Source organism: Streptomyces sp. NPDC007875 (assembly GCF_042868035.1).
In the GTDB taxonomy this organism is placed as follows: domain Bacteria; phylum Actinomycetota; class Actinomycetes; order Streptomycetales; family Streptomycetaceae; genus Streptomyces; species Streptomyces antimycoticus.
Genome location: NZ_JBIADZ010000035.1, coordinates 13,578 through 34,822 on the forward strand (window position 1 = coordinate 13,578; position 21,245 = coordinate 34,822).

The window sequence follows — 21,245 nt, forward strand, 5'->3', positions numbered from 1 at the left end:
ACGCGAAGGGGGCGGGAAGGTTGCAGGGACGGTTTCGCATACCGATGCGGAGTTCTGTGGCGGTGCTGGTCGCGCTGTTGGCGGTCGGCGGCTGCAAGGCCGGCGACCAGGACGGTGACCAGGGTGGCGGCAAGGGCGGGGGCGCTTCGAGCGCGCCCGCGGCGTCCGGATCGGCCCTTACGGCTGTGTCCTCGCTCACAGTCAAAGGGCGTGCGCCGAAGACGGGTTATGAGCGCAGCGAGTTCGGCAGCTCGTGGGTGGACACCGACGACAACGGCTGTGGGACCCGCGACGACATCCTCAAGCGGGACCTGAAGGACGTGAGGTTCCGCGACGGCCACTGCCTGGTCGCCTCGGGCACGCTCACCGACGATCCGTACACCGGTCGCGATGTGCGGTTCGTCCGGGGCCACAGCAAGGTGGACATCGACCATGTGGTCGCGCTGTCGGACGCCTGGCAGAAGGGCGCCCAGAAGTGGGACCGGGACAAACGCCTGGCGTTCGCCAACGATCCGTTGAATCTGATCGCCGTGGACGCGTCCGCCAACCGCCGTAAGGGAGACGGCGACGCGGCGACCTGGCTGCCGCCCAACAAGGCGTACCGCTGCGACTATGTGGCGCATCAGGTGGCCGTGAAGAAGGCGTACGGGCTGTGGGTGACCGAGGCCGAGAAGGGCGCGATGAAGCGGGTGTTGGGCGGCTGCCCCACGGCCGAGCTGCCCGTGCGCTCCGGCGGCCGCTAGGCCCGCTCGGGCCGATGGCGGCCGGAGGCTGACCAAGACCGTGGTGAATCGTTGTCCAAGCAGTGGCCTAGGCCGCGCCGACTCCATACCATCGATCAACGCCAGATCGTTTGTCGCGCCGCACGATCTCTGCCGGGAGGCTCAATGATCCGCCGCCATACTGCGCTCTCCGTCTCCGCCGCGTCCGCGCTCCTCCTCTCCGCCCCGCTGCTCACCGCGTGCGGCGAGGCCCCGCGGCCCGGCGCCGCGGCGGTCATGGACGGCGGCCGGATCACCGTGTCCGAGCTCCAGGGGCAGGTCAAGGCCGTCCGGGAGGCGCAGCGCAATGACCCGAGGGCGGCTCAAATGGTCGCGGGCAGCGGCCGGCTGAGCCAGGACACGCTGATCCGGATGATCCAGTTCCGGGTGATCGAGCGGGCCGGTAAGGACAACGGGATCAGCCTCACCCGCCGCGAGATCCAGCGCGCCCGCTCCGCCGCCGAGACGCAGAGCGGCGGGGCCACCGCCCTGCGCGCCCTGTATCTGCAGCAGGGCATCGCGCCCGGCGGCATCGACGAGGCCGTCCGGATGGACCTCACGCGCAACGCCCTGCTGCGCAAGCTGGGCACCTCCAAGGTCAACCAGGTGTTCGCCCGGACCTCCAAGGCGCTCGACATCAGGGTGAACCCCCGCTACGGAAAGTGGGACAACACCCAGGGCACCGCCGTCCTCGCCAGGGAGGCATGGCTGCGCACCTCCGGCGGCACCCCGGAGCAGGCGTAAGTTACGTTGCAAGGGTGACCGCAGCTGACTCGCCCGTCCCCGCCGACGCCGCCGCCCCCACCGGCCGCATCGTCCTCCTCACCACCACCCACCGGGTGGCGCCGGGGCTGCTGTCCTGGCCCGCCTGGCAGACGCTGCACGGCGCGGACCGGGTGCTCTCCGGCGATCCGGACCATCCGCAGCTGCCCTATCTGCGGGAGGCGGGCGTCGAGGTCGAGCCGGGCTCACCGGCCGCCCGCGAGCTGGTCGACTACTGCGTGGCCCAGGGCGGCCGCACGGCCGTCGTGCTCACCTCCGCCGAGGGCGAGTCCGAGCTGACCGACGGGCTGGCCCGGCTGGCCGGATCCGGCCGTGAGGCGATGCCGGACCTGGAGCTGCTGCCCGGTTCCTACGATCTGCCGGGCGCCCGGCTGCTCGATCTGGTGCAGGTCATGGACCGGATCCGGGCCGAGTGCCCGTGGAGCGGCACCCGGACCAACGAGGAGCTGGTGAAGTACGGCATCGAGGAGGCGTACGAACTCGTCGAGGCCATCGAGGAGGGCGACCGCGAGGCGCTGCTGGAGGAGCTCGGCGATGTGCTGTTGCAGGTCGTCTTCCACGCCCGGATCGCCCAGGACGACCCCGAGGACCCGTTCTCGATCGACGATGTGGCGGGCGGCATCGTGGACAAGCTGATCCACCGCCATCCGCATGTCTTCGGCGACGAGGCCGCCGAGACCGCCGAGGACGTCCAGAGGCACTGGCTGCGGACCAAGGCGGCCGAAAAGCAACGCGATTCGGTCACCGAAGGGGTGCCACTCGGCCAGCCCGCGCTCGCGCTGACCGCCAAGCTGGCCTTCCGCGCCCGTACGGCCGCTCTCGACGTGGCCCTGCCGGTCGGGGCGGGCGTCGGCTATGAGCTGCTGGCGCTCGCGGTGCGCGCCGAGGCGGACGGCGTGGACCCGGAGGCGGCGCTGCGCGCGGCGGCCCGCGCCTACCGCGACGCGATACGGGCGGCGGAGGGCTCCGCGGGGAGGTGACGCGGCGCGGTGCTGCGACGCGGTGGCACGGGGCGGTGACGCGGGCGGGGTGTGACGCCCGTGGGGCCGGAGTGATATCCGGGCGGGTCCGGGTACCCGGCCGTCATGGATACGTATACCGAGGATCTCGCCATGACCCGGGACCTGTTGGTCGGGACCGGGCCGTTCATCGTCGGTCTGGTGGTCGTCATCCTGTGCTTCGGGGCCGTGTGGTGGGGGATACGGCTACGGGCCCGTGAACCGGTCCCGCCCCAGCATCCGCAGCCCCGCGCCGGCGCCTGGCAGAAGGCCCAGGAGGCCGACCACGAGGCGCGGGCGGCGGGCCATGGCCCGGGGCATCAGGACGACGACGCCGGCGTCGGCTATGTCACCCAGCACCGCGAGCCCGATGAGCTGGACCGGGACCGCGGCCGCCGGTTGCCGTCCGAGCTGGGCGGCTCGGGGACGCGGGACTCCGGCAAGGGCGGCGCCGAGGGCCGGCCGATCTGGACCGAGGGCAGCAGCGGCTCGTTCGGCAACGGCTGAGGCGCGGGCCCGGCCACGGGGGCCGGGGTTACGGGCTGCCCACTGTGCCGCGGGCGCGCGACACGGGCCTACGACGCGGGCCCGGCACCGGTGGTGTCCGGTGCCGGGCCCGCGTCCGTGTCCCTTGTGGTGCGGCGGTCAGCCCGTGATGGGCACCGGCACCAGCGTGGCGCGGAAGTGGCGCAGGATCGGCGACTGGTCGGTGATCCGGAAGCCGTACACCTGGTCCGCGTTCTTGGCGATCTTCGCGAGCGTCTCGCCCACGTGGTCGTAGTGGCTGCGGGTGTAGACCCGGCGCGGCAGGGCGAGCCTGACCAGCTCGTACGGCGCGCTCTTGATCGGGTTCCCGTGCTCGTCCTCCTCACCGAGGTAGAGCGAGCCCAGCTCGGCCGAGCGGATGCCGCCCTCCAGGTAGAGCTGGCAGGCCAGGGCGTGGCCGGGGTAGTGGTGCGGCGGGATGTGCGGCAGCAACCGCCCGGCGTTGAGGTAGAGCGCGTGCATGCCCGGCGGCTCGACGATGTCCACGCCCGCGGCGCGGACCCGGTGGGCGAGGTGGGAGGCGATCTCGGCGCGCTCGGCGAGATAGCTCGGCTCGGTCACCTCGGTCAGCCCCTGCGCCATCATGTCGAGGTCGCGTCCGGCCAGACCGCCGTAGGTCGCGAACCCCTCGGTGGCGATGAGGAGCAGCTCGCACTTCTGGGCGAGCTCCGGGTCGTTGGTGCCGATGAAACCGCCGATGTGGACGATGCCGTCCTTCTTGGCGCTCATCATGCAGCCGTCCGCCAGCCGGAACGCCTCCTCCGCGACCTGCCGGGGGGTGCGGTCGCGGTAGCCCTCCTCATGGCGGGTGACCAGCCAGGCGTTCTCGGCGAACCGGGCGGCGTCCAGGAAGAGCGGGACACCGTGCTGACGGCACAGCGCCGCCGTCCGCTTGAGGTTGTCCATGGAGACGGGCTGGCCGCCGCCGCCGTTGTTGGTGATCGTCATGACCACCACGGCGACCCGGGAGCCGTCGGGCCCGGACAGCGTCCGGGCGAGCGCCTCCAGATCGATGTTGCCCTTGAACGGCTCGGTGCTGTCGAGGTTCTTGGCCTCGGGACACGGCAGATCGCGCGCCTCGGCCTCGTTCAGCTCGACATTGGCCCGGGTGGTGTCGAAGTGGGTGTTCGACAGCACGAGGTCGCCGCGCTCCAGCAGGGTGGAGAACAGCACCCGCTCGGCGGCGCGCCCCTGGTGGGCGGGGAGGATATGCGCGTAACCGGTGAGCTCGGTGACCGTCTCGTGGAACCGGTAGAACGAGCGGGAGCCCGAGTAGGACTCGTCGCCGGCCATCCCCGCGGCGAGCTGGGCGGCGGAGAGCGCTCCGGTGCCCGAGTCGGTGAGCAGGTCGATGGTCACCTCTTCGGCGCGCAGATCGAAGAGGTTGTAGTTCACACGCTGCAGCGCCGCTTCGCGCTGTTGCCGGGTGGTGAAGGGTATCGGTTCGACGACCTTGATCCTGTACGGCTCCACGCTGACCGTTGCTCCTGTCTTTTCGTTGTTCGGTGTCTCGGCGGATGTCACAGCCGTGCCCGCACCCGGTCGCGGGTGGGGACCGTCTCGCGGGGCGGCCGTGTCCGGTACGCCTCGGAGGAGACGTAGACGGTCACCCGCTGCGGCCGGTCGCGCTCATGGACCAGCGCCAGGTAGGCGATCAGCCCCACCCCGTCGCCGAGGGGGCGCGGGCTCACCGCGGCCAGCGCCCGGTCGAGCGCTGCACTGTCCATGTCATGGCTGCGCAGCACGGCCACTGCCCGTTCCCGGGCCTCGCCGTCGTGCCGGACGTAGTCGCGGACGGGCACGTGGAGGGTGTATCCGCTGGGCAGTCCGGTCGCCGTCTCCGTGAAGGAATGGCAGGTGAGGGCGGGGCGTCCGGTGAGCCGGTCGGCGCCTTCATCGGCGGTGAGATCCTCGGCGGCGGGGAGATCCCCTGCGGTGCGGAAGAACTCCTCCAGCGGCTCCCGGCCCGGTGCGGGCGACATCCGGGGGAGGGAGCCCGCCTCGGTGGGGGACAGGCCGGGGTGCTTGAGGTAGACCTTCACCCGCGGGGCGTCCCAGTCGCCGAGGTCCAGGGCGAAGAACGGAAAGCCGTCCGCCCGGGGCAGCGAGTCGAACGCCTGCCGATGGCCCAGCCTGGCCAGCGCCTCGCGTACCGTCTCGGCGGCCCGGTCGGCGCCGTTCGCCGAGGGGTTGAGGTAGACCTTGACCCCGGGGACGCCGCCGGGGCGGAGCTCCAGGGCGCACCACAGGGCCAGCGGCCCCTCGGGGGAGTGGGGGAAGAACAGGTCCTCGAGCCGGTCGAGCTGGTCGGTCGAGAACCCCCAGCGGTCCGCCATGGCGTGGATCGCCTGCAGACCGGCCCGGCCGTTCTCCGCGAGGTCGTCACCGCGGGAGCAGCCCGGTTCCACCAGGACCCGCAGGTCCGGAGCCCGCCCCGGCAGAAAGGCCAGGGAGAACTCCACGGGGCTGTGGTCGTCGGACAGAAAGGTCCGTGACGGGGGTGGCAGCGCCAACGGCCGTCCGGCCGAGGTGCCCAGACTCTCGATCAGTACCCCTGCGTAGGCGGCCGTATCGGCCTCGCTCAGCCCCGCCACCTGGCACAGCCGGGTCAGCTGGCCCGTGGCGAGGTCGCCGAGCAGCGTCTCACCCGAACGGAATCCGTTCATCGAACCTCCCGCTGAATCGAGAGGAACGGCTGTTTGGGTTTGTGCGGCGGGGTTATCGGGCGGTCATGCCCCACGAGAAGATACCCGCCCCGTGGGGCGGGTATCTCGGCTCCCATCGCGTGTGCTTCCGCGAAATTAGGGTAGGTGTTCGATTGGCCGCGGGGGTGGTGCGGTCGGGATATGAGTGAAACCGCGGATCGTCGACCGACAGTGGCGTCGTCGGCGGCGGGAGACCTCACGACAGCTCCTCTTAGGAATGGGCCAACAAAAATTGCGCGATAGTGCCTACCCGTTCAGTTGAACATTCATGCGGTATGAAATGGGTTCCGGATGTGGTGTGGATCACGCTCTCCACCACGAGAGGAACGAACTCCACAAGCCGCCCTTCTCCTGCTTATTCTGGGCGTGGCCGCGATGGTCGCCCGTCGGGATCTGTTGCTGTGCAACGGGCTGTTTGTCCGTACGTATCGGAGTGAATCGGGCAGGTAGTGCGGTCAGCCCGCGGTTGAACGGACCGGGGCGCCAAGTCAGGCTCGACTCGGGCACCGCGAGTTCAATATCGGGCAGCTGGTTGAGCAGTTTTTCGATGGCCACCACACCGATGAGCTGAGAGGTGTCCTTGGCCGGGCAGGCGTGCGGACCCGCGCTCCAGGCGAGGTGCGCCCGCTTGCTGAGCTGCTGCCGGGAGGCGGACAGCGCGGGGTCGGTGTTCGCCGCCGCGATGGAGACCAGCACCAGATCGCCCGCCCGCAGCCGGGTCCCGGCGAAGTCCACGTCGGAAACCGGGTAATGGGGGGCGTAGTTGGACATCGGCGGGCTGTTCCACAGCACATCGTCGAGGGCGTCCTCGACCAGCAGCCCGGCTCCCGCGTACCGCTCGTCGGAGAGCAGCAGGAGCAGCGCGTTGGCGATGAGATTCCGCTGGGGCTCGGCGCCGGAACCCAGCAGCAGCACCAGCTGATGAACCATTTCCTCATCGGTCAGCTGGGCATGGTGCTGCATAAGCCAGGAGGTGACGTCTTCCCCGGGCTGCCTGCGCTTCAGTGCGACGAGTTCGCTGACGCTCTGGCCGAGCACCTCGTTCGCCTTCTCCGCATTGATTCCGTCGAAAATCCCGGAAATGCCGAAGATAACCCGGTCGCCGATTTCCGCCGGGCATCCGAAGAGCTCATTGAAAACAAACAGCGGCAGCAGTTTGGCATAGTCATTGAGCAGATCGGCCGAGCCGCGGGAGATGAACTGGTCCATCAGATAGTCCGCGACGCGCTCGACATGGCGGCTCAGTCGATGCGTATCCACCTTGGCCAGGCTGTCGGTCACCGCTTGCCGCAGTCGCATATGCTCGGCGCCATCGGTGAACATGCAGTTCGGCCGGTATTCCAGCAGCGGGACGACCGGATTGTCCCGGGTGACCTTGCCCTCGTTGTAATCGCGCCAGCGGCGCGAGTCCTTCCGGAAGGTGTCGGGGTTCTGCAGCAGCTGAAGCGCCGCCGAGTAATCCGTGATCAGCGTGGCCTCGACACCCGGGGAGAGCTCGACCGGTGCGGCCGGGCCGTATGAGCGCATATACGTGTAATAGGCACCCGGATCGGCGGCGAACTCCGTCCCGTACAGCGGCACCCGCTTGCCGCTGCCATGGGCGGGGCAGCCGGGTGGCGGCACCGCCGAAAAATCCGATTGCGTGTTCATCAGGTGCTCCTAGCGGGTACGTTCCTGTAGGTAACGGACAAGCGCCATCAGGGCATTGGCCGATGACTTCTCGTCACGTGCGTCACAGGTGACGATGGGGGTCTCGGGCAGCAGATCGAGCGCCTCGCGCAATTCTGCGTCGGGGCGGACCGGCGTGCCGTCGAAGTGATTGACGGAAATCGCATAGGGGAGTCCGTAGTGCTCCACCAGGTCGATCACCGGGAAGGATTCCTTGATGCGTTCGGGATCGACGAGGATCAGTGCCCCGAGAGCGCCTCGGGTCATGTCCTCCCACACCTGGACGAAGCGCTCCTGTCCGGGCGTGCCGAACAGATACAGGACAAGCCTCTCGCTCAGCGTGAGACGGCCGAAGTCCATGGCCACGGTGGTCGTGGTCTTGCCTCGGGTGCCCATGAGGTCGTCGACGTGGGCTCCGGCCTGAGTCATCCGCTCCTCGGTGCGCAGCGGAGGAATCTCGGACATGGTGCCGATGAACGTCGTCTTTCCGACCGCGAAATGCCCCACGACGAGGATCTTGGCCGCGATCTGCACCGCTTCGTTCAGATAGACGTCGTCATCCGAAACGGGCCTGGAGCCCATCCAGCACCTCCTGAAGGAGCGAAACGTCGACAAGCTGCGCGGGAGGCGCGGGGGCACGGGTGATCAGGTATCCGTCCGATGAGAGATCGGACAGCAGGACCTTCACGATGCCGATCGGGAGACCCATATGCCCCGCTATCTCGGCAACCGAGAGATAGCCACCCGCGCACAGCTCCAAGAGGCTGCGCTTCTCCGGGTCGAGCTGACTGGGAGGTCTCTGTTCGGAGGCGGTGACCAGCGTGATCAGGTTGAACTGGTCGTTCTCCGGAAGCCCGCGACCGTTGGTGATGACATACGGTCGCACTAATTGAGCGGACTGGGGCTCTTGCTCGCCTGGTGCCGTCATGCCTGAATTCCGGTGTTTTCGCGAGGTGGTGTGGACAGCGCCTTGCCGAGCTGCCCGACAAGCTGCTGCATCCGGAAGGTGATGTCGGCCATGTCGACGTCCGGGGCGGAGGAGACCGCCAGATACGCGCCCTCACCCGCGGAGATGAGGAAGACCCAGCCACCGTCGAACTCGACCAGGGTCTGGCGCCATGTCATATGGGTGCCACCGCAGAAGCCGGCCATGGTGCGGCTCAGCGACTGGATGCCGCTCATCGCCGCGGCGACGGTGTCGGCCTCGTCCTTTTTGACCTCTTGAGAACGGGCCATCAGCAGACCGTCGGCGGAGACCAGGATCGCATGACGAGCCCCTGGTACTTCCAGGGCGCTCTCAAGCATCCATGACAGGTCGTTGTTCACTGAGGATCATGCCCTTCCCTGTTCGGGTTTGCTGAGCGTCCGGACTGCGTGCCGCGCTGGAACGCGCCCATGATCGATGCGGATTCCTCGCTCGTCCGTGCCGGGGCACTGGTGGAGTCCGCTCTGGGGACGATGGAAATCGAGCCCTTACGGCGACGTTTGGGCAAGCCCCCGGCGGTGGCACCGCTCACGGTCGAACCGCTGACGGTGGAACCGGTCATGGTGGAACCGCTCGGCTGCGGCTGCTGGGCCTCGGCGGGAACGTGGGTCGTCGGCTGCTCTTCCGGCTCGGGCATATTGGTCAGAAGGTCCTCGGGGAGAAGCACGACCGCGCGTACACCACCGTAGGGAGAGGCCGAATCGACGGACACCGTGAAGCCGTAGCGCGCGGCGAGCACACCGATCACCGCGAAACCGAACTGCGGCGGATTGCCCAGTCCTGTCACACCGGTGGCGTGCGTGGCCGAGAGCAGCTTGTCCGCCCGGTTCTTCTCCTCCTCGTTCATACCGACACCGGCGTCGTCGATGATGACGCAGACGCCCTTGGGGACGGTGCGGATGGTGATGTCGATCGGCGAGTCGGGCGCGGAGTAACTGGTCGCGTTGTCCAAAAGCTCGGCCAGCGCCAGCGCGACCGGTTCCACGGCCCGGCTGACCAGTGCGAAGTTGCTCTGTGAGCGGATTTCCACCCGGGTGTAGTGACGGATACGGCCCTTGGCGCTGCGGACCACGTCGTACACCGACGCGACCGCACGCTGCCGGCCCAGCCAGCCGTCACACAGCACCGCGATGGACTGCGCACGCCGCCCGAACTGCGAGTTCATGTGGTCGATCTCCAGGAGGTCCTGGAGAAGCTGATGCTCGCCGTATTTGTCCTGCGTCTTGGAGATGGCCAACTGCTGCTCGTTGGCGAGACCCTGAAGCGTACGCATAGCGGACTTCAGCGCGCTCTTGGTGGCCTCTTCGGCGCGGTTGTGCGCCTCCTGCACCGCGTCGGCGTAATTGTTCTCGAGGTCGGCCGCGCGTTTCTCTAGCTCCGCCTTCTCCTGGCGCAGATTCGCCCGCGCCTTTCGCCCGCGAATAATGGCGGTTGCGGCGAGAGGCGTGCCAGCGATCAGGGCCCAGAGTGCTGGATCCTGTAGATATTGCGTCATTAAGACTCTCTTTAAACGACTAGACCGCCAGGGACTTTAGGGAGGTGTGGTGCGTTATGCGTCTGGAATGTGCCTGAGCAGCGGTAAGTCAGCGCCCGTACGGCGCCCGCGGGTTCCGGGGACATCGCACTCGTCTTGCCGACGGCAGCGCGCAGGCGTCGGTGCGCCGGAACGGCTCCATATGCCCAACTGGCGGCATAATGCTCCTCAGAGTGGGGATCCTCTCGGCTGATGTGCCGGATCGCCGTGTGTCTTACGCGCCCTTGGCTCGCCTGGCAAGCGCGGTGATCGTATCACCGGTATCACTGGGCCCCGTGCATGTGCCCCAGTCCCATTCGTTCACCTGACGCCGTCTCAGCCACACCGTCAGTTCACCGCGTTGACCGACGTCAGGGCATGTCCCGGGGGTTCGTATCGGGGCGGCGCGGGCAACCACCGAACGGCGGTCGCAGCCATCAGATATCCGGGCATTCGACCCGCGCTGTGCGCGGGTGGTGAAGGGTGTGTGGAGATGAATGGGGAATTCCGCTAGACATTCATCCCGGTCATTACTCCCTTATTCTCTTTGTTCTGCTTATTCACTTATTTCTCGTGTTGCCCGTTACTTCCGACAGGCCGGAGGGGGCGACTGGGCGCGGGTATCGTCGGGGCGTGTCGGAACAGCCCCGTGACAGCTCCGCTCCCACCCTCTTCACCTGGGAGTTCGCCACCGATCCCTACCCTGCGTACGCCTGGCTACGCGAGCACGCCCCGGTGCACCGGACCACGCTGCCCAGTGGTGTCGACGCCTGGCTGGTGACCCGTTACGCCGATGCCAGGAAGGCGCTGGCCGATCCCCGGCTCTCCAAGAACCCCCAGCGGCACAGCGCGGCGGCCCACGCAAAGGGCAAGGTGGGCATTCCCGGCGAACAACGTGCCGACCTGATGACACATCTGCTCAATATCGACCCTCCGGACCACACCCGGCTGCGGCGGCTGGTGTCCAAGGCGTTCACCCCGCGCCGGGTCGCCGCGTTCGCCCCTCGGGTGCAGACCCTCACCGATCAGCTCATCGACGCCTTCGAGGAAGGGGGAGAGGCGGACCTCATCCATGAGTTCGCCTTCCCTCTCCCTATTTATGCGATCTGCGATCTGCTCGGGGTGCCGCGCGAGGACCAGGACGACTTCCGGGACTGGGCCGGCGCGATGATCCGGCACGGCGGCGGCCCGCGCGGCGGAGTGGCCCGCGCCGTGAAGAGGATCCGCGCGTATCTCGGCGAGCTGATCCACCGCAAGCGCCTGGAGCTCGTGGAGCGGAGGGAAGAAGAGGACGGGGAGGATCTGATCTCGGGGCTGATCCGGGCCAGCGACCACGGTGAGCACCTCACCGAGAACGAGGCCGCGGCCATGGCCTTCATCCTCTTGTTCGCCGGCTTCGAGACCACCGTCAACCTCATCGGCAACGGCGTCTACGCACTCCTGCGCCATCCGGAGCAGCGCGCCGTCATGCGGCGGGCCCTGGAAGAAGGGGACGAGCGGCTGCTGGCCGCCGGGGTCGAGGAGCTGCTGCGCTACGACGGGCCCGTGGAGATCGCCACCTGGCGGTTCGCCACCGAGCCGCTCGCCCTCGCGGGGCAGCACATCGCCGAAGGGGAGCCGGTGCTGGTGGTGCTCGCCGCCGCCGACCGGGACCCCGAGCGGTTCGCGGAGCCCGACGTCCTCGACCTCACCCGCCGCGACAACCAGCACCTCGGCTACGGCCACGGCATCCACTACTGCCTCGGCGCCCCGCTCGCCCGGCTGGAGGCGCAGACCGCGATCGCCACCCTGCTGCGGCGCCTGCCCGGACTGCGGCTCGCGGCGGATCCGGAGGATCTGCGGTGGCGCGGCGGGCTCATCATGCGCGGGCTGCGCACGCTCCCGGTGACCTGGAATTCCGCGGACCGCTGAGGCGTCCAAGCCCCGTACGTACGGACATTGGTGACGAATGATCAGCCATGTGACCTCGGCGTGACCTGGGATACATCGGCTTGTGATGATCGAGTGCCCTCGCTATGTTCACCGGCAACCGAGTTCGCCATAGAGAGGGCAATCGCATGCGTTCCGGTAATGGTCGACACCGTCGCCCCCGTCAGGCTCCGGCCATCATCGTCGCGGCGGGGGTCACGGGAGCGAGCATCGCCCTGCCCCTCTTCGGGGCGTCCGGCGCACAGGCCGCCCAGACCTCCACCTGGGATCAGGTCGCCGAGTGCGAGAGCGGCGGCATGTGGAGCGCCAACGAGGGCAACGGCTTCTACGGCGGACTCCAGCTGACCCTCGACATGTGGAAGGACTACGGCGGCACGGAGTACGCCCCGCGCCCCGACCTGGCCAGCCGCTCCCAGCAGATATCCGTCGCCCAGTCGATCCTCGGCGACCGCGGCCCCGACGCCTGGCCGAGCTGTGCGCTGGGTGCAGGGCTCACCGACGGCTCCGGCGCCCCCGATGTGGACCCCGGTGGCACGGCCACCGCGGACCCGGGGACGGGCCGGGGCGAGGTGGGGGACCGGGGACGGGACGGCTCCTCCTCCGCGGAGTCGGACCGTTCGGGGACGTCCGGCAGCGCCGGTGAGCCGGATTCGTCCGGATCGACCGAGGAGTCGGAGGCCCCCCGCACCTCCAAGTCCCCCGACGGACTGGACGGCTCGGCATCGGACACCCCGACGTCGGACGGTTCGGCCTCGGATGACCCGGCCTCGGACGACTCGGCGTCGGACGGCTCGAAGGGGTCCTCGTCGGATCCCTCCGCCGACCCCTCGCCCTCCGGCCGCCACCGCGGCTCCCCGGACGCCGGGGAGCGGGCCGAGGACGGCGATGCGGCGGACGGGCAGCCCTCCGGGCGCCACGCTTCGCGTGACGCCGCGGACCGCGACCAGAGCCCCACGGACGACGATTACACTGTTCGCCCCGGTGACAACCTGTCAGGCATCGCCGAGGACCGGAATGTGTCCCGAGGTTGGGAAGGGCTCTACGAGAGCAACGAGGACCTCATCGGAATCGACCCCGACCTGATCATCCCTGGTCAGCGACTCGACCTCTCCATCAGGGCGCAGTGATTCGGGGGGAATTGCCCGATCTGGTTCCGGTGAGACATACATCTCGTCACAATTTCCGGGCCGCACCTCGTGTCCGATCTCTCCTCACCCGGCCCTACCTGCGCCGATGTGGGCCGAGTGAGATCAATTACAGCCCCATTCGCTGCCATTGGGGTGTTTGAACGTTCTCGGGAGGTGTGTTTAACGTCTTTCCGCTCGCCACCGCGGGCACCGTCGATCGTCACGCCGAATCCTGCCGGCGGTCGGGGGGAACCGACGCGTCAGCGCCGAAGGCAGGAGCGGGGGACCCAAGGTAGGTGCCGAGTGGCCTGTGGACACGGGCTCGTCGGCTAGGGGTGAAGCCGGGAGCGATCATCGCGACCGGCCGGGCAACTCACGTCCGAACCCGACAGCTCACCTCGTAGGCGTCGGTGAGGAAACGAACCAACGATGCTGAAGTCCAACGGGAAGCACCGCCGTCCCTCCAAGGCCACCCGTATCGCCGCGCTCACCGGTCTCGCCGGTGCCGCCGTGGCGGCGCCCCTCATCGGGGCGACCTCCGCCTCCGCGGCCACCAGCTCCCAGTGGGACCAGGTCGCGCAGTGCGAGGCCGGTGGCAACTGGTCGATCAACACCGGCAACGGCTACTACGGCGGCCTGCAGTTCTCGAGCTCCACCTGGGCCGCGTACGGCGGCACCGCCTACGCCCCCACCGCGGACAAGGCCAGCAAGGCCCAGCAGATCCAGATCGCCGAGAAGGTCCTCGGCAGCCAGGGCAAGGGCGCCTGGCCGGTCTGCGGCAAGGGTCTGACCTCCGGCGGCAGCCCGTCCGCGCCGTCCGCGCCCTCCGGTTCGCAGGACCAGCCCTCGGCCTCCACCAAGTCGGCCCCGGCCGCCCAGCCTGCCCAGCCGAAGGCGCAGCCGCACACCGCGCCCGAGCGCGCCACGCGTGAGCAGCCCCGTGGCCCGATCAAGAAGGGTGACGGCGAGTACAAGGTCAAGTCCGGTGACACCCTTGGCAAGATCGCCAAGGAGCACCACGTCAAGGGCGGCTGGAAGAAGCTCTTCAAGTTGAACGAGGACATCGTGGAGAAGGCCGACCTGATCTACCCGGGCCAGAAGCTGCACCTCGGCTGAGCCACGGTCACGGTCGCGGCCGCGGCCTGAGGACTCCTCCCGAGTCTCCCGAGGACCCCTCCGAGTCCCCTGAGGCCGCCGCCCGAGCACCCTGAGACGAGCCCCGGTCGGGGCGTGCCGCCCCTATGGCGCGCCCCACCGGGGCTCCTTCATCTTCCGATTCACCAGAAATCTGGATATGTGATTCAGAATCTGGCTTTTTGTGTCACGCCCCTGTCTCGTGGGGCGGGCGAACGCGGGGTGCAGCCCTCCCGGCCCGTTAGGCTCGTGCTGCTACCGCAGACCCATACGAAGGAGAACCTCGTGCCGTCCATCGACGTCGTCGTAGCTCGCGAGATCCTCGACTCGCGAGGCAACCCCACGGTCGAGGTCGAGGTCGGCCTCGACGACGGCAGCACCGGCCGTGCCGCCGTTCCGTCCGGCGCCTCCACCGGCGCCTTCGAGGCCCTCGAGCTCCGTGACGGCGACAAGAACCGCTACAACGGAAAGGGCGTGGAGAAGGCCGTCCTCGCCGTCATCGAGCAGATCGGCCCCGAGCTGGTCGGCTACGACGCCACCGAGCAGCGCCTGATCGACCAGGCGATGTTCGACCTGGACGCCACCCCGGACAAGTCCTCGCTCGGTGCCAACGCCATCCTCGGCGTCTCCCTCGCGGTCGCGCACGCCGCCTCCGAGGCGTCCGACCTCCCGCTCTTCCGTTACCTCGGCGGCCCGAACGCCCATCTGCTGCCGGTCCCGATGATGAACATCCTCAACGGCGGATCGCACGCCGACTCCAATGTGGACATCCAGGAGTTCATGATCGCGCCGATCGGCGCGGAGTCCTTCTCCGAGGCCGTGCGCTGGGGCGCCGAGGTCTACCACACCCTGAAGTCCGTGCTGAAGGAGCGCGGCCTGTCCACCGGCCTCGGCGACGAGGGCGGCTTCGCGCCGAACCTCGGCTCCAACCGTGAGGCCCTCGACCTGATCCTCGAGGCGATCAAGAAGGCCGGCTACCAGCCGGGCCAGGACATCGCGCTCGCGCTCGACGTCGCCGCCTCCGAGTTCTACAAGGACGGGTCGTACGAGTTCGAGGGCAAGTCCCGCACCGCCGCCGAGATGACCTCGTACTACGCCGAGCTGGTCGCCGCGTACCCGCTGGTCTCCATCGAGGACCCGCTGAACGAGGAGGACTGGGACGGCTGGAAGACCATCACCGAGCAGCTCGGTGACAAGGTCCAGCTGGTCGGCGACGACCTCTTCGTCACCAACCCCGAGCGGCTCTCCCGCGGTATCGACAGCGACACCGCGAATGCCCTGCTGGTCAAGGTCAACCAGATCGGCTCGCTGACCGAGACCCTCGACGCCGTCGAGCTGGCCCAGCGCAGCGGCTACAAGTGCATGATGTCGCACCGCTCCGGTGAGACCGAGGACGTCACCATCGCCGACCTGGCCGTCGCCACCAACTGCGGCCAGATCAAGACCGGCGCCCCGGCCCGCTCCGAGCGGGTGGCCAAGTACAACCAGCTGCTGCGCATCGAGGAGATCCTCGACGACGCCGCGGTGTACGCGGGCCGCTCGGCCTTCCCGCGCTTCAAGGGCTGACCTGCGTACGACCTCAAGTAGCAGACACGTCTGACACCCGTCCCCGGCCGCGGTCCCGTACCGTGACCGGGGACGGCGTTACGCGTCACTCAAGCGAAGTCATCACCGGGGAGGCGACGTGCCGGCGGATCGCGAACGGTTCTCCACCGCGACCAGGCTCAAGGCGCTCGGCGAGCACGCCGCCGCCCGGGTCTACCGGGTGCGGACCAAGCGCCGCCGGGGCCGGCTGACCGGCCGCGCGGCCCTGCTGGCGCTGGTCGTCTGCTCCCTCGTGGTGGCGCTCGCCTACCCGATGCGGCAGTACATCTCCCAGCGCTCCGACATCGCCGAGCAGCGGAGCGAGGCACAGCGGGCCCGTGAGGACGTGAAGAAGCTGCGGGAGCGGAAGGCCCGGCTGCGTGACCCCGCCTACACCGAGCAGCAGGCCCGGGAGCGGCTGCACTTCCTGATGCCGGGGGAGACCGGCTACAGCGTGGTGGACGGCAGCGGCTCCACCGAGCGCTCCACCGACCAGGGCGCGGCCGGCCGCCCCTGGTACTCCAACCTCTGGGACGCCGTGGACACGGCGGACGCGGCGGGGGCGGGCAGCGCGCGCCGCTGAGGCGCCGCGCTCCGGCCACCAGTCGCACCCGGTGACGAATCGAAACGAAGAAGAAGAACTTTCCCACTCATGGATACGCCCCCGCCCCAGACGGAGCCCACCGCGCCCACCGACGCGGACATTCACGCCGTACGGGAGCAGCTCAGCCGTGTGCCCCGGGGTCTGCGTGCGATCGCGCACCGCTGCCCCTGCGGCAATCCGGACGTCGTGGAGACCGCGCCGCGGCTCGAGGACGGTACGCCCTTCCCCACCCTCTATTACCTGACCTGTCCGCGCGCCGCGTCCGCGATCGGCACGCTGGAGGCCGAGGGCGTGATGAAGGAGATGACGGCCCGGCTGGCCACCGACCCCGAGCTCGCCGCCGCCTACCGCGCCGCCCACGAGGACTACATCGCGCGCCGCGACGCCATCGAGGTGCTCCAGGGCTTCCCCAGCGCGGGCGGGATGCCGGACCGGGTGAAGTGCCTGCACGTCCTGGTCGCCCACGCCCTCGCGGCCGGGCCCGGGGTCAATCCGCTCGGGGACGAGGCGCTCGCGATGCTGCCGGAGTGGTGGCGCAAGGGCCCGTGTGTGAGCCCCTGCGAGGCCGAGGGCACGGGCCGGGAGGAGCGCGCATGACCCGCGTCGCCGCCGTGGACTGCGGCACCAACTCGATCCGGCTGCTGGTGGCGGACGCCGATCCGGCCACCGGGGAGCTGAGCCAGCTCGACCGCCGGATGAAGATCGTCCGGCTGGGTCAGGGCGTGGACCGCACGGGCCGGCTCGCCCCCGAGGCCCTGGAGCGCACCTTCGCCGCCTGCCGCGAGTATGCGCAGGTCATCCGGGAGCTGGGCGCCGAGCGCATCCGCTTCGTGGCCACCTCCGCCTCCCGCGACGCCGAGAACCGCGAGGAGTTCGTGCGCGGGGTCGTGGAGATCCTGGGCGTGGAACCCGAGGTGATCACCGGGGACCAGGAGGCGGAGTTCTCCTTCACCGGGGCCACCAAGGAGCTCATGGGTCATGATCATGTGGCCGGGCCGTATCTGGTGGTGGACATCGGCGGCGGTTCGACGGAGTTCGTCGAGGGCGGCGAGGGGGTGCGCGCGGCCCGCAGCGTGGACATCGGCTGCGTCCGGCTGACCGAGCGCCATCTGGTGGCGGACGGCCGGATCACCGATCCCCCGACGGAGGATCAGCTCGCCGCGATAAAGGGCGATGTGGACGCGGCGCTGGACCTCGCCGAGCGGACCGTGCCGCTCACCCGTGCCTGCCGTCCCGCGGACGGCCACGCGCTGGTCGGGCTGGCCGGTTCGGTCACCACCGTGGCCGGGATCGCGCTGGGTCTGCAGGAGTACGACTCCTCCGCGATCCACCACTCGCGGATCACCGTCGACCAGGTCCGCGAGATCACCGCGAAGCTGCTCGGCTCCACCCACGCCGAGCGGGCGGAGATTCCGGTGATGCACCCGGGGCGGGTCGATGTGATCGGCGCGGGGGCGCTCATCCTGCTTTCGATCATGGAAAGGACCGGCGCCCAGGAGGTCGTGGTGAGCGAGCATGACATCCTCGACGGCATCGCCTGGAGCATCGCCTGAGCGGGCGGAATAACGTATGAGCGGCCACGGAACCCCCTTCGGGGGCCGTCCGTGAACCGCCTCCGAGAAAGTTCGTGAAACTCTTCACATGAAAAAGGCGCCTGGTGGCCGACCGATGCGGCCCTCCGGGGCGGTTTCGGTGGCCGGGTCCCGTCGCTGACCGGATCGTGAGGTGTCAGGGGGGTGTCGCGGGCCCCGGTGCGGACCGCCTGGTCTACTCCCGAGTTCAACCACAAGCCCTGCTCAGAGGGGGCGGGAACGTGCCGATCCGCCGTGTGGTTCCCCTCCGTCGATATGGCATCCGTCACGGGGGCGGCGGAGTGTAGCAGATACCGTCACCATGCTTGTGAAGGGGCTCACGAGGTCCCCCTCGGAGGGTGCTGGATACTCGAAACATGAGCACCACGGAGCGTCCCAGGATCCTCGTTGTAGGCGGTGGGTACGTAGGCCTGTACGCGGCACGCCGCATCCTCAAGAAGATGCGGTACGGCGAGGCGACCGTCACGGTCGTCGACCCCCGCTCGTACATGACGTACCAGCCCTTCCTCCCCGAAGCTGCGGCCGGCAGCATCTCCCCGCGCCACGTCGTGGTTCCGCTGCGGCGCGTGCTCCCCAAGGCGGAGGTCCTCACCGGCCGAGTGTCGACCATCGACCAGGACCGCAAGGTCGCTGTCATCCAGCCGCTCGTCGGCGAGACGTACGAGCTGCCCTTCGACTACCTGGTCATCGCCCTCGGCGCGGTCTCCCGCACCTTCCCGATCCCCGGTCTCGCGGAGAACGGCATCGGTATGAAGGGCATAGAGGAGGCCATCGGCCTGCGCAACCACGTCCTCGAGCAGCTCGACAAGGCCGACTCCACCACGGACGAGGAGATCCGCCGCAAGGCGCTCACCTTCGTCTTCGTCGGCGGTGGCTTCGCCGGCGCGGAGACTATCGGTGAGATCGAGGACATGGCCCGCGACGCGGCCAAGTACTACCCGAACGTGAAGCGCGAGGACATGCGCTTCGTGCTCGTCGACGCCGCCGACAAGATCCTCCCCGAGGTCGGCCCGAAGCTGGGCCAGTGGGGTCTGGAGCACCTGCAGAAGCGCGGTGTCGAGGTCTACCTCAAGACCTCGATGGACTCCTGCATCGACGGCCATGTCGTCCTCAAGAACGGCCTCGAGGTCGACTCCAACACCATCGTGTGGACCGCCGGCGTCAAGCCCAACCCGGCGCTGGCCCGCTTCGGCCTGCCGCTCGGCCCGCGCGGCCATGTGGACACCGCCCCGACCCTCCAGGTCCAGGGCACCGACTACATCTGGGCCGCCGGCGACAACGCCCAGGTGCCGGACCTCGCCGTCGGCGAGGGCGCCTGGTGCCCGCCGAACGCCCAGCACGCGCTGCGCCAGGCCAAGGTCCTCGGTGACAACGTGATCTCCGGTATGCGGGGCTTCCCGCAGGGCGAGTACAAGCACGCCAACAAGGGCGCCGTCGCGGGCCTGGGCCTCCACAAGGGCGTCGCGATGATCGTCTTCGGCAAGATGAAGATCAAGCTGAAGGGCCGTCTCGCCTGGTACATGCACCGTGGCTACCACGGCATGGCCATGCCGACCTTCAACCGCAAGATCCGGGTGATCGCCGACTGGACGCTGGGGATGTTCCTCAAGCGCGAGGTCGTCTCGCTCGGCGCCATCGAGAACCCCCGGGAGGAGTTCTACGAGGCCGCCTCCCCGGTCAGCGCCGCCGCCGCGGCCAAGCCGTCGGCACCGGCCGAGAAGGCCAAGGCGTCCTGACCTCCGGGCCGGACCCGCACATCCGACGCCGAGGGCGTCCGCCATCCGTGGGGCGGACGCCCTTTCGTCTGCCCGCAGATGGCCCGCCTTTTGAAGCTGTTTTACCGATTCCAGACGTGTCGGCGGGACTGTAAAGCGGGTTCCATGGTGTTTACGTGGTGAGTGAATCTTCCTGACTCGCCATCACGGAGGTGTGACATGTCCGACGCCGCTGGGCGGATCGCCACCCTGGCCAAGGAGGTGCTGGGAGAGCCCCTCCCGATCCGCGTCCGCGCCTGGGACCACAGCGAGGCCGGCCCGCCCGGCGCCCCCACCCTGGTCATCCGGCGCCGCCGCGCGCTGCGCCGGCTGCTGTGGCGGCCGGGCGAGCTGGGCCTGGCCCGTGCCTGGGTCGCCGGAGACCTCGATGTCGAGGGCGATCTGTACGACGCCCTGGAGCGCCTGTCCGGGCTGCTGTGGGAGCGCGGCCCCGCCACCGCGCCGCGGTCCCGGCTCAGCACCGGTCTCCAGGCGCTGCGCGACCCCGCGCTGCGCACCGCCGCCCGGAAGCTGATCGCGCTCGCCGGGCCGGGGCTGCCGCCGGCCCCGCCCCACGAGGAGGCGCGGACCAGCTTCGGCCCGCTGCACTCCCTGCGCCGCGACAAGAAGGCCATCAGCCACCACTACGACGTCGGCAACGACTTCTACGAGCTGGTGCTCGGCCCCTCGATGGTCTACTCCTGCGCCTACTGGGACAGACCGGATTCGGCGCTCGAGGACGCCCAGCGCGCCAAGCTGGACCTCGTCTGCCGCAAGCTGGCCCTGCAGCCGGGCCAGCGGCTGCTGGACGTGGGGTGCGGCTGGGGCTCGATGGTGCTGCACGCGGCCCGCGAGTACGGGGTGCGCGCCGTCGGCGTCACGCTCTCCGAGGAGCAGGCGGCGTACGCCCGCAAGCGCATCGCGGACGCCGGGCTCACCGACCAGGTGGAGATCCGGGTCCAGGACTACCGCGAGGTTCCGGACGGGCCCTACGACGCCATCTCCTCCATCGGCATGGCCGAGCACGTGGGCTCCGTGCGCTACGCCGAGTACACCGCCATCCTGCACCGGCTGCTGCGGCCCGGCGGGCGGGTGCTGAACCACCAGATCGCCCGGCGCCCCCAGCCGGACGAAGAGGCGTACCACGTGGACGAGTTTATCGACCGCTACGTCTTCCCCGACGGTGAGCTCGCCCCGGTCGGCCGGACCGTCACCCAGCTGGAGGAGGCGGGCTTCGAGGTGCGCGATGTGGAGGCCATCCGTGAGCATTACGCGCTCACGCTGCGCAGCTGGGTCGCCAACCTGGAGCGGTCCTGGACCCAGGCCATGCGGCTGACCTCCCCGGGCCGGGCCCGGGTCTGGCGGCTCTACATGGCGGCCTCCGCCCTCTCCTTCGAACGCAACCGGATCGGGGTCAACCAGATCCTCGCCGTCCGCACCCCCGAGAGCGGGACCTCGGGGCTGCCGCTGCGCGCCCGCGACTGGCGCGGCTGAAACGCGGACGTCCCCGTCCGCCCCGGAGAGGGGGCGGACGGGGACGTCCGGTAGTGGTTCGCCGATCG

20 protein-coding genes and 1 riboswitch are annotated in these 21,245 nt (G+C 69.3%); of the genes, 13 read left to right on the forward strand and 7 right to left on the reverse strand.

What is annotated here, in order from left to right; translation table 11 throughout:
• Window positions 1-44 precede the first annotated feature (44 nt).
• The 4 genes from ACFYOY_RS42385 (at window position 45) to ACFYOY_RS42400 (ending at window position 3,049) form a co-directional block, all read left to right on the forward strand.
• Window positions 45-743 carry an HNH endonuclease family protein gene (locus ACFYOY_RS42385; RefSeq protein WP_351902456.1) on the forward strand — a complete coding sequence of 233 codons (699 nt, stop codon included), beginning with the start codon at window positions 45-47 and terminating at the stop codon, window positions 741-743.
• A gap of 144 nt (window positions 744-887) precedes the next feature.
• On the forward strand, window positions 888-1,505 hold the full coding sequence (locus ACFYOY_RS42390; protein WP_351902453.1) for a SurA N-terminal domain-containing protein: 618 nt from the start codon (window positions 888-890) through the stop codon (window positions 1,503-1,505).
• Window positions 1,466-2,524, forward strand: coding sequence for a nucleoside triphosphate pyrophosphohydrolase (locus ACFYOY_RS42395; RefSeq protein WP_388593127.1), 1,059 nt, complete (start codon window positions 1,466-1,468; stop codon window positions 2,522-2,524). Before ACFYOY_RS42390 ends, ACFYOY_RS42395 begins: the two co-directional genes overlap by 40 nt.
• Before the next feature lie 105 nt (window positions 2,525-2,629).
• Entirely contained in the window at window positions 2,630-3,049 is a 420-nt protein-coding gene (locus ACFYOY_RS42400; RefSeq protein WP_351902448.1) for a DUF6479 family protein, read from the forward strand.
• Window positions 3,050-3,187: 138 nt separating this feature from the next.
• Here ACFYOY_RS42400 and ACFYOY_RS42405 read toward each other — a convergent pair whose 3' ends face one another.
• The 7 genes from ACFYOY_RS42405 to ACFYOY_RS42435 all read right to left on the reverse strand — a co-directional run bounded on the left by ACFYOY_RS42405 (window position 3,188) and on the right by ACFYOY_RS42435 (window position 9,941).
• Window positions 3,188-4,561, reverse strand: a complete 1,374-nt coding sequence (locus tag ACFYOY_RS42405; RefSeq protein ID WP_351902445.1) for a tryptophanase — start codon at window positions 4,559-4,561, stop codon at window positions 3,188-3,190.
• A gap of 47 nt (window positions 4,562-4,608) precedes the next feature.
• Complete coding sequence (locus ACFYOY_RS42410) at window positions 4,609-5,754, reverse strand: tryptophan dimethylallyltransferase family protein (RefSeq protein WP_351902442.1); 1,146 nt, start codon at window positions 5,752-5,754, stop codon at window positions 4,609-4,611.
• A 342-nt stretch (window positions 5,755-6,096) separates the two neighbouring features.
• Window positions 6,097-7,443, reverse strand: coding sequence for a cytochrome P450 (locus ACFYOY_RS42415; RefSeq protein WP_351902439.1), 1,347 nt, complete (start codon window positions 7,441-7,443; stop codon window positions 6,097-6,099).
• Window positions 7,444-7,452: 9 nt separating this feature from the next.
• Window positions 7,453-8,043: an ATP/GTP-binding protein gene (locus ACFYOY_RS42420; protein WP_351902436.1), complete on the reverse strand. Its 591-nt coding sequence runs from the start codon at window positions 8,041-8,043 to the stop codon at window positions 7,453-7,455.
• Window positions 8,018-8,389: a DUF742 domain-containing protein gene (locus ACFYOY_RS42425; protein ID WP_014061272.1), complete on the reverse strand. Its 372-nt coding sequence runs from the start codon at window positions 8,387-8,389 to the stop codon at window positions 8,018-8,020. Before ACFYOY_RS42425 ends, ACFYOY_RS42420 begins: the two co-directional genes overlap by 26 nt.
• Complete coding sequence (locus ACFYOY_RS42430) at window positions 8,386-8,787, reverse strand: roadblock/LC7 domain-containing protein (RefSeq protein ID WP_216345818.1); 402 nt, start codon at window positions 8,785-8,787, stop codon at window positions 8,386-8,388. The genes ACFYOY_RS42425 and ACFYOY_RS42430 overlap by 4 nt, the downstream gene beginning before the upstream one ends.
• Window positions 8,784-9,941, reverse strand: coding sequence for an ATP-binding protein (locus ACFYOY_RS42435; RefSeq protein WP_351902431.1), 1,158 nt, complete (start codon window positions 9,939-9,941; stop codon window positions 8,784-8,786). The genes ACFYOY_RS42430 and ACFYOY_RS42435 overlap by 4 nt, the downstream gene beginning before the upstream one ends.
• 651 nt (window positions 9,942-10,592) lie before the next feature.
• Between ACFYOY_RS42435 and ACFYOY_RS42440 the strand changes: the two genes are divergently transcribed.
• The 9 genes from ACFYOY_RS42440 (at window position 10,593) to ACFYOY_RS42480 (ending at window position 21,177) form a co-directional block, all read left to right on the forward strand.
• On the forward strand, window positions 10,593-11,870 hold the full coding sequence (locus tag ACFYOY_RS42440; RefSeq protein WP_388593135.1) for a cytochrome P450: 1,278 nt from the start codon (window positions 10,593-10,595) through the stop codon (window positions 11,868-11,870).
• A 146-nt stretch (window positions 11,871-12,016) separates the two neighbouring features.
• Window positions 12,017-13,015: a transglycosylase family protein gene (locus ACFYOY_RS42445; protein ID WP_351902425.1), complete on the forward strand. Its 999-nt coding sequence runs from the start codon at window positions 12,017-12,019 to the stop codon at window positions 13,013-13,015.
• A 254-nt stretch (window positions 13,016-13,269) separates the two neighbouring features.
• Window positions 13,270-13,437: riboswitch (cyclic di-AMP (ydaO/yuaA leader) on the forward strand.
• Window positions 13,438-13,444: 7 nt separating this feature from the next.
• Window positions 13,445-14,131 carry a transglycosylase family protein gene (locus ACFYOY_RS42450; RefSeq protein WP_351902422.1) on the forward strand — a complete coding sequence of 229 codons (687 nt, stop codon included), beginning with the start codon at window positions 13,445-13,447 and terminating at the stop codon, window positions 14,129-14,131.
• Window positions 14,132-14,434: 303 nt separating this feature from the next.
• Complete coding sequence (eno, locus tag ACFYOY_RS42455; RefSeq protein WP_093462405.1) at window positions 14,435-15,715, forward strand: phosphopyruvate hydratase; 1,281 nt, start codon at window positions 14,435-14,437, stop codon at window positions 15,713-15,715.
• Between the two features lie 118 nt (window positions 15,716-15,833).
• A complete protein-coding gene (locus ACFYOY_RS42460; RefSeq protein ID WP_014061265.1) occupies window positions 15,834-16,316 on the forward strand; it encodes a septum formation initiator family protein in 483 nt (160 codons plus the stop codon).
• A gap of 69 nt (window positions 16,317-16,385) precedes the next feature.
• Window positions 16,386-16,934, forward strand: a complete 549-nt coding sequence (locus tag ACFYOY_RS42465) for a DUF501 domain-containing protein (RefSeq protein ID WP_351902418.1) — start codon at window positions 16,386-16,388, stop codon at window positions 16,932-16,934.
• The gene (locus ACFYOY_RS42470) at window positions 16,931-17,890 is read left to right on the forward strand and encodes a Ppx/GppA phosphatase family protein (RefSeq protein WP_351902415.1); all 960 of its coding nucleotides are present in this window, start codon (window positions 16,931-16,933) and stop codon (window positions 17,888-17,890) included. The genes ACFYOY_RS42465 and ACFYOY_RS42470 overlap by 4 nt, the downstream gene beginning before the upstream one ends.
• 395 nt (window positions 17,891-18,285) lie before the next feature.
• A complete protein-coding gene (locus ACFYOY_RS42475) occupies window positions 18,286-19,665 on the forward strand; it encodes an NAD(P)/FAD-dependent oxidoreductase (protein ID WP_351902412.1) in 1,380 nt (459 codons plus the stop codon).
• A 198-nt stretch (window positions 19,666-19,863) separates the two neighbouring features.
• Window positions 19,864-21,177, forward strand: coding sequence for a cyclopropane-fatty-acyl-phospholipid synthase family protein (locus ACFYOY_RS42480; protein ID WP_351902409.1), 1,314 nt, complete (start codon window positions 19,864-19,866; stop codon window positions 21,175-21,177).
• Window positions 21,178-21,245: the final 68 nt, after the last annotated feature.

Excerpts from the sequence above, each read along its gene's own strand:
- ACFYOY_RS42470 (WP_351902415.1), top strand. The coding sequence starts at position 16,931 with ATGACCCGCGTCGCCGCCGTGGACTGCGGCACCAACTCGATCCGGCTG.
- ACFYOY_RS42400 (WP_351902448.1), top strand. The coding sequence starts at position 2,630 with ATGGATACGTATACCGAGGATCTCGCCATGACCCGGGACCTGTTGGTC.
- ACFYOY_RS42445 (WP_351902425.1), top strand. The coding sequence starts at position 12,017 with ATGCGTTCCGGTAATGGTCGACACCGTCGCCCCCGTCAGGCTCCGGCC.
- ACFYOY_RS42385 (WP_351902456.1), top strand. The coding sequence starts at position 45 with ATGCGGAGTTCTGTGGCGGTGCTGGTCGCGCTGTTGGCGGTCGGCGGC.
- ACFYOY_RS42390 (WP_351902453.1), top strand. The coding sequence starts at position 888 with ATGATCCGCCGCCATACTGCGCTCTCCGTCTCCGCCGCGTCCGCGCTC.
- ACFYOY_RS42480 (WP_351902409.1), top strand. The coding sequence starts at position 19,864 with ATGTCCGACGCCGCTGGGCGGATCGCCACCCTGGCCAAGGAGGTGCTG.
- ACFYOY_RS42465 (WP_351902418.1), top strand. The coding sequence starts at position 16,386 with ATGGATACGCCCCCGCCCCAGACGGAGCCCACCGCGCCCACCGACGCG.
- ACFYOY_RS42415 (WP_351902439.1), bottom strand. The coding sequence starts at position 7,443 with ATGAACACGCAATCGGATTTTTCGGCGGTGCCGCCACCCGGCTGCCCC.
- ACFYOY_RS42475 (WP_351902412.1), top strand. The coding sequence starts at position 18,286 with ATGAGCACCACGGAGCGTCCCAGGATCCTCGTTGTAGGCGGTGGGTAC.
- ACFYOY_RS42395 (WP_388593127.1), top strand. The coding sequence starts at position 1,466 with ATGGCTGCGCACCTCCGGCGGCACCCCGGAGCAGGCGTAAGTTACGTT.
- ACFYOY_RS42420 (WP_351902436.1), bottom strand. The coding sequence starts at position 8,043 with ATGGGCTCCAGGCCCGTTTCGGATGACGACGTCTATCTGAACGAAGCG.
- ACFYOY_RS42435 (WP_351902431.1), bottom strand. The coding sequence starts at position 9,941 with ATGACGCAATATCTACAGGATCCAGCACTCTGGGCCCTGATCGCTGGC.
- ACFYOY_RS42425 (WP_014061272.1), bottom strand. The coding sequence starts at position 8,389 with ATGACGGCACCAGGCGAGCAAGAGCCCCAGTCCGCTCAATTAGTGCGA.
- ACFYOY_RS42450 (WP_351902422.1), top strand. The coding sequence starts at position 13,445 with ATGCTGAAGTCCAACGGGAAGCACCGCCGTCCCTCCAAGGCCACCCGT.
- ACFYOY_RS42410 (WP_351902442.1), bottom strand. The coding sequence starts at position 5,754 with ATGAACGGATTCCGTTCGGGTGAGACGCTGCTCGGCGACCTCGCCACG.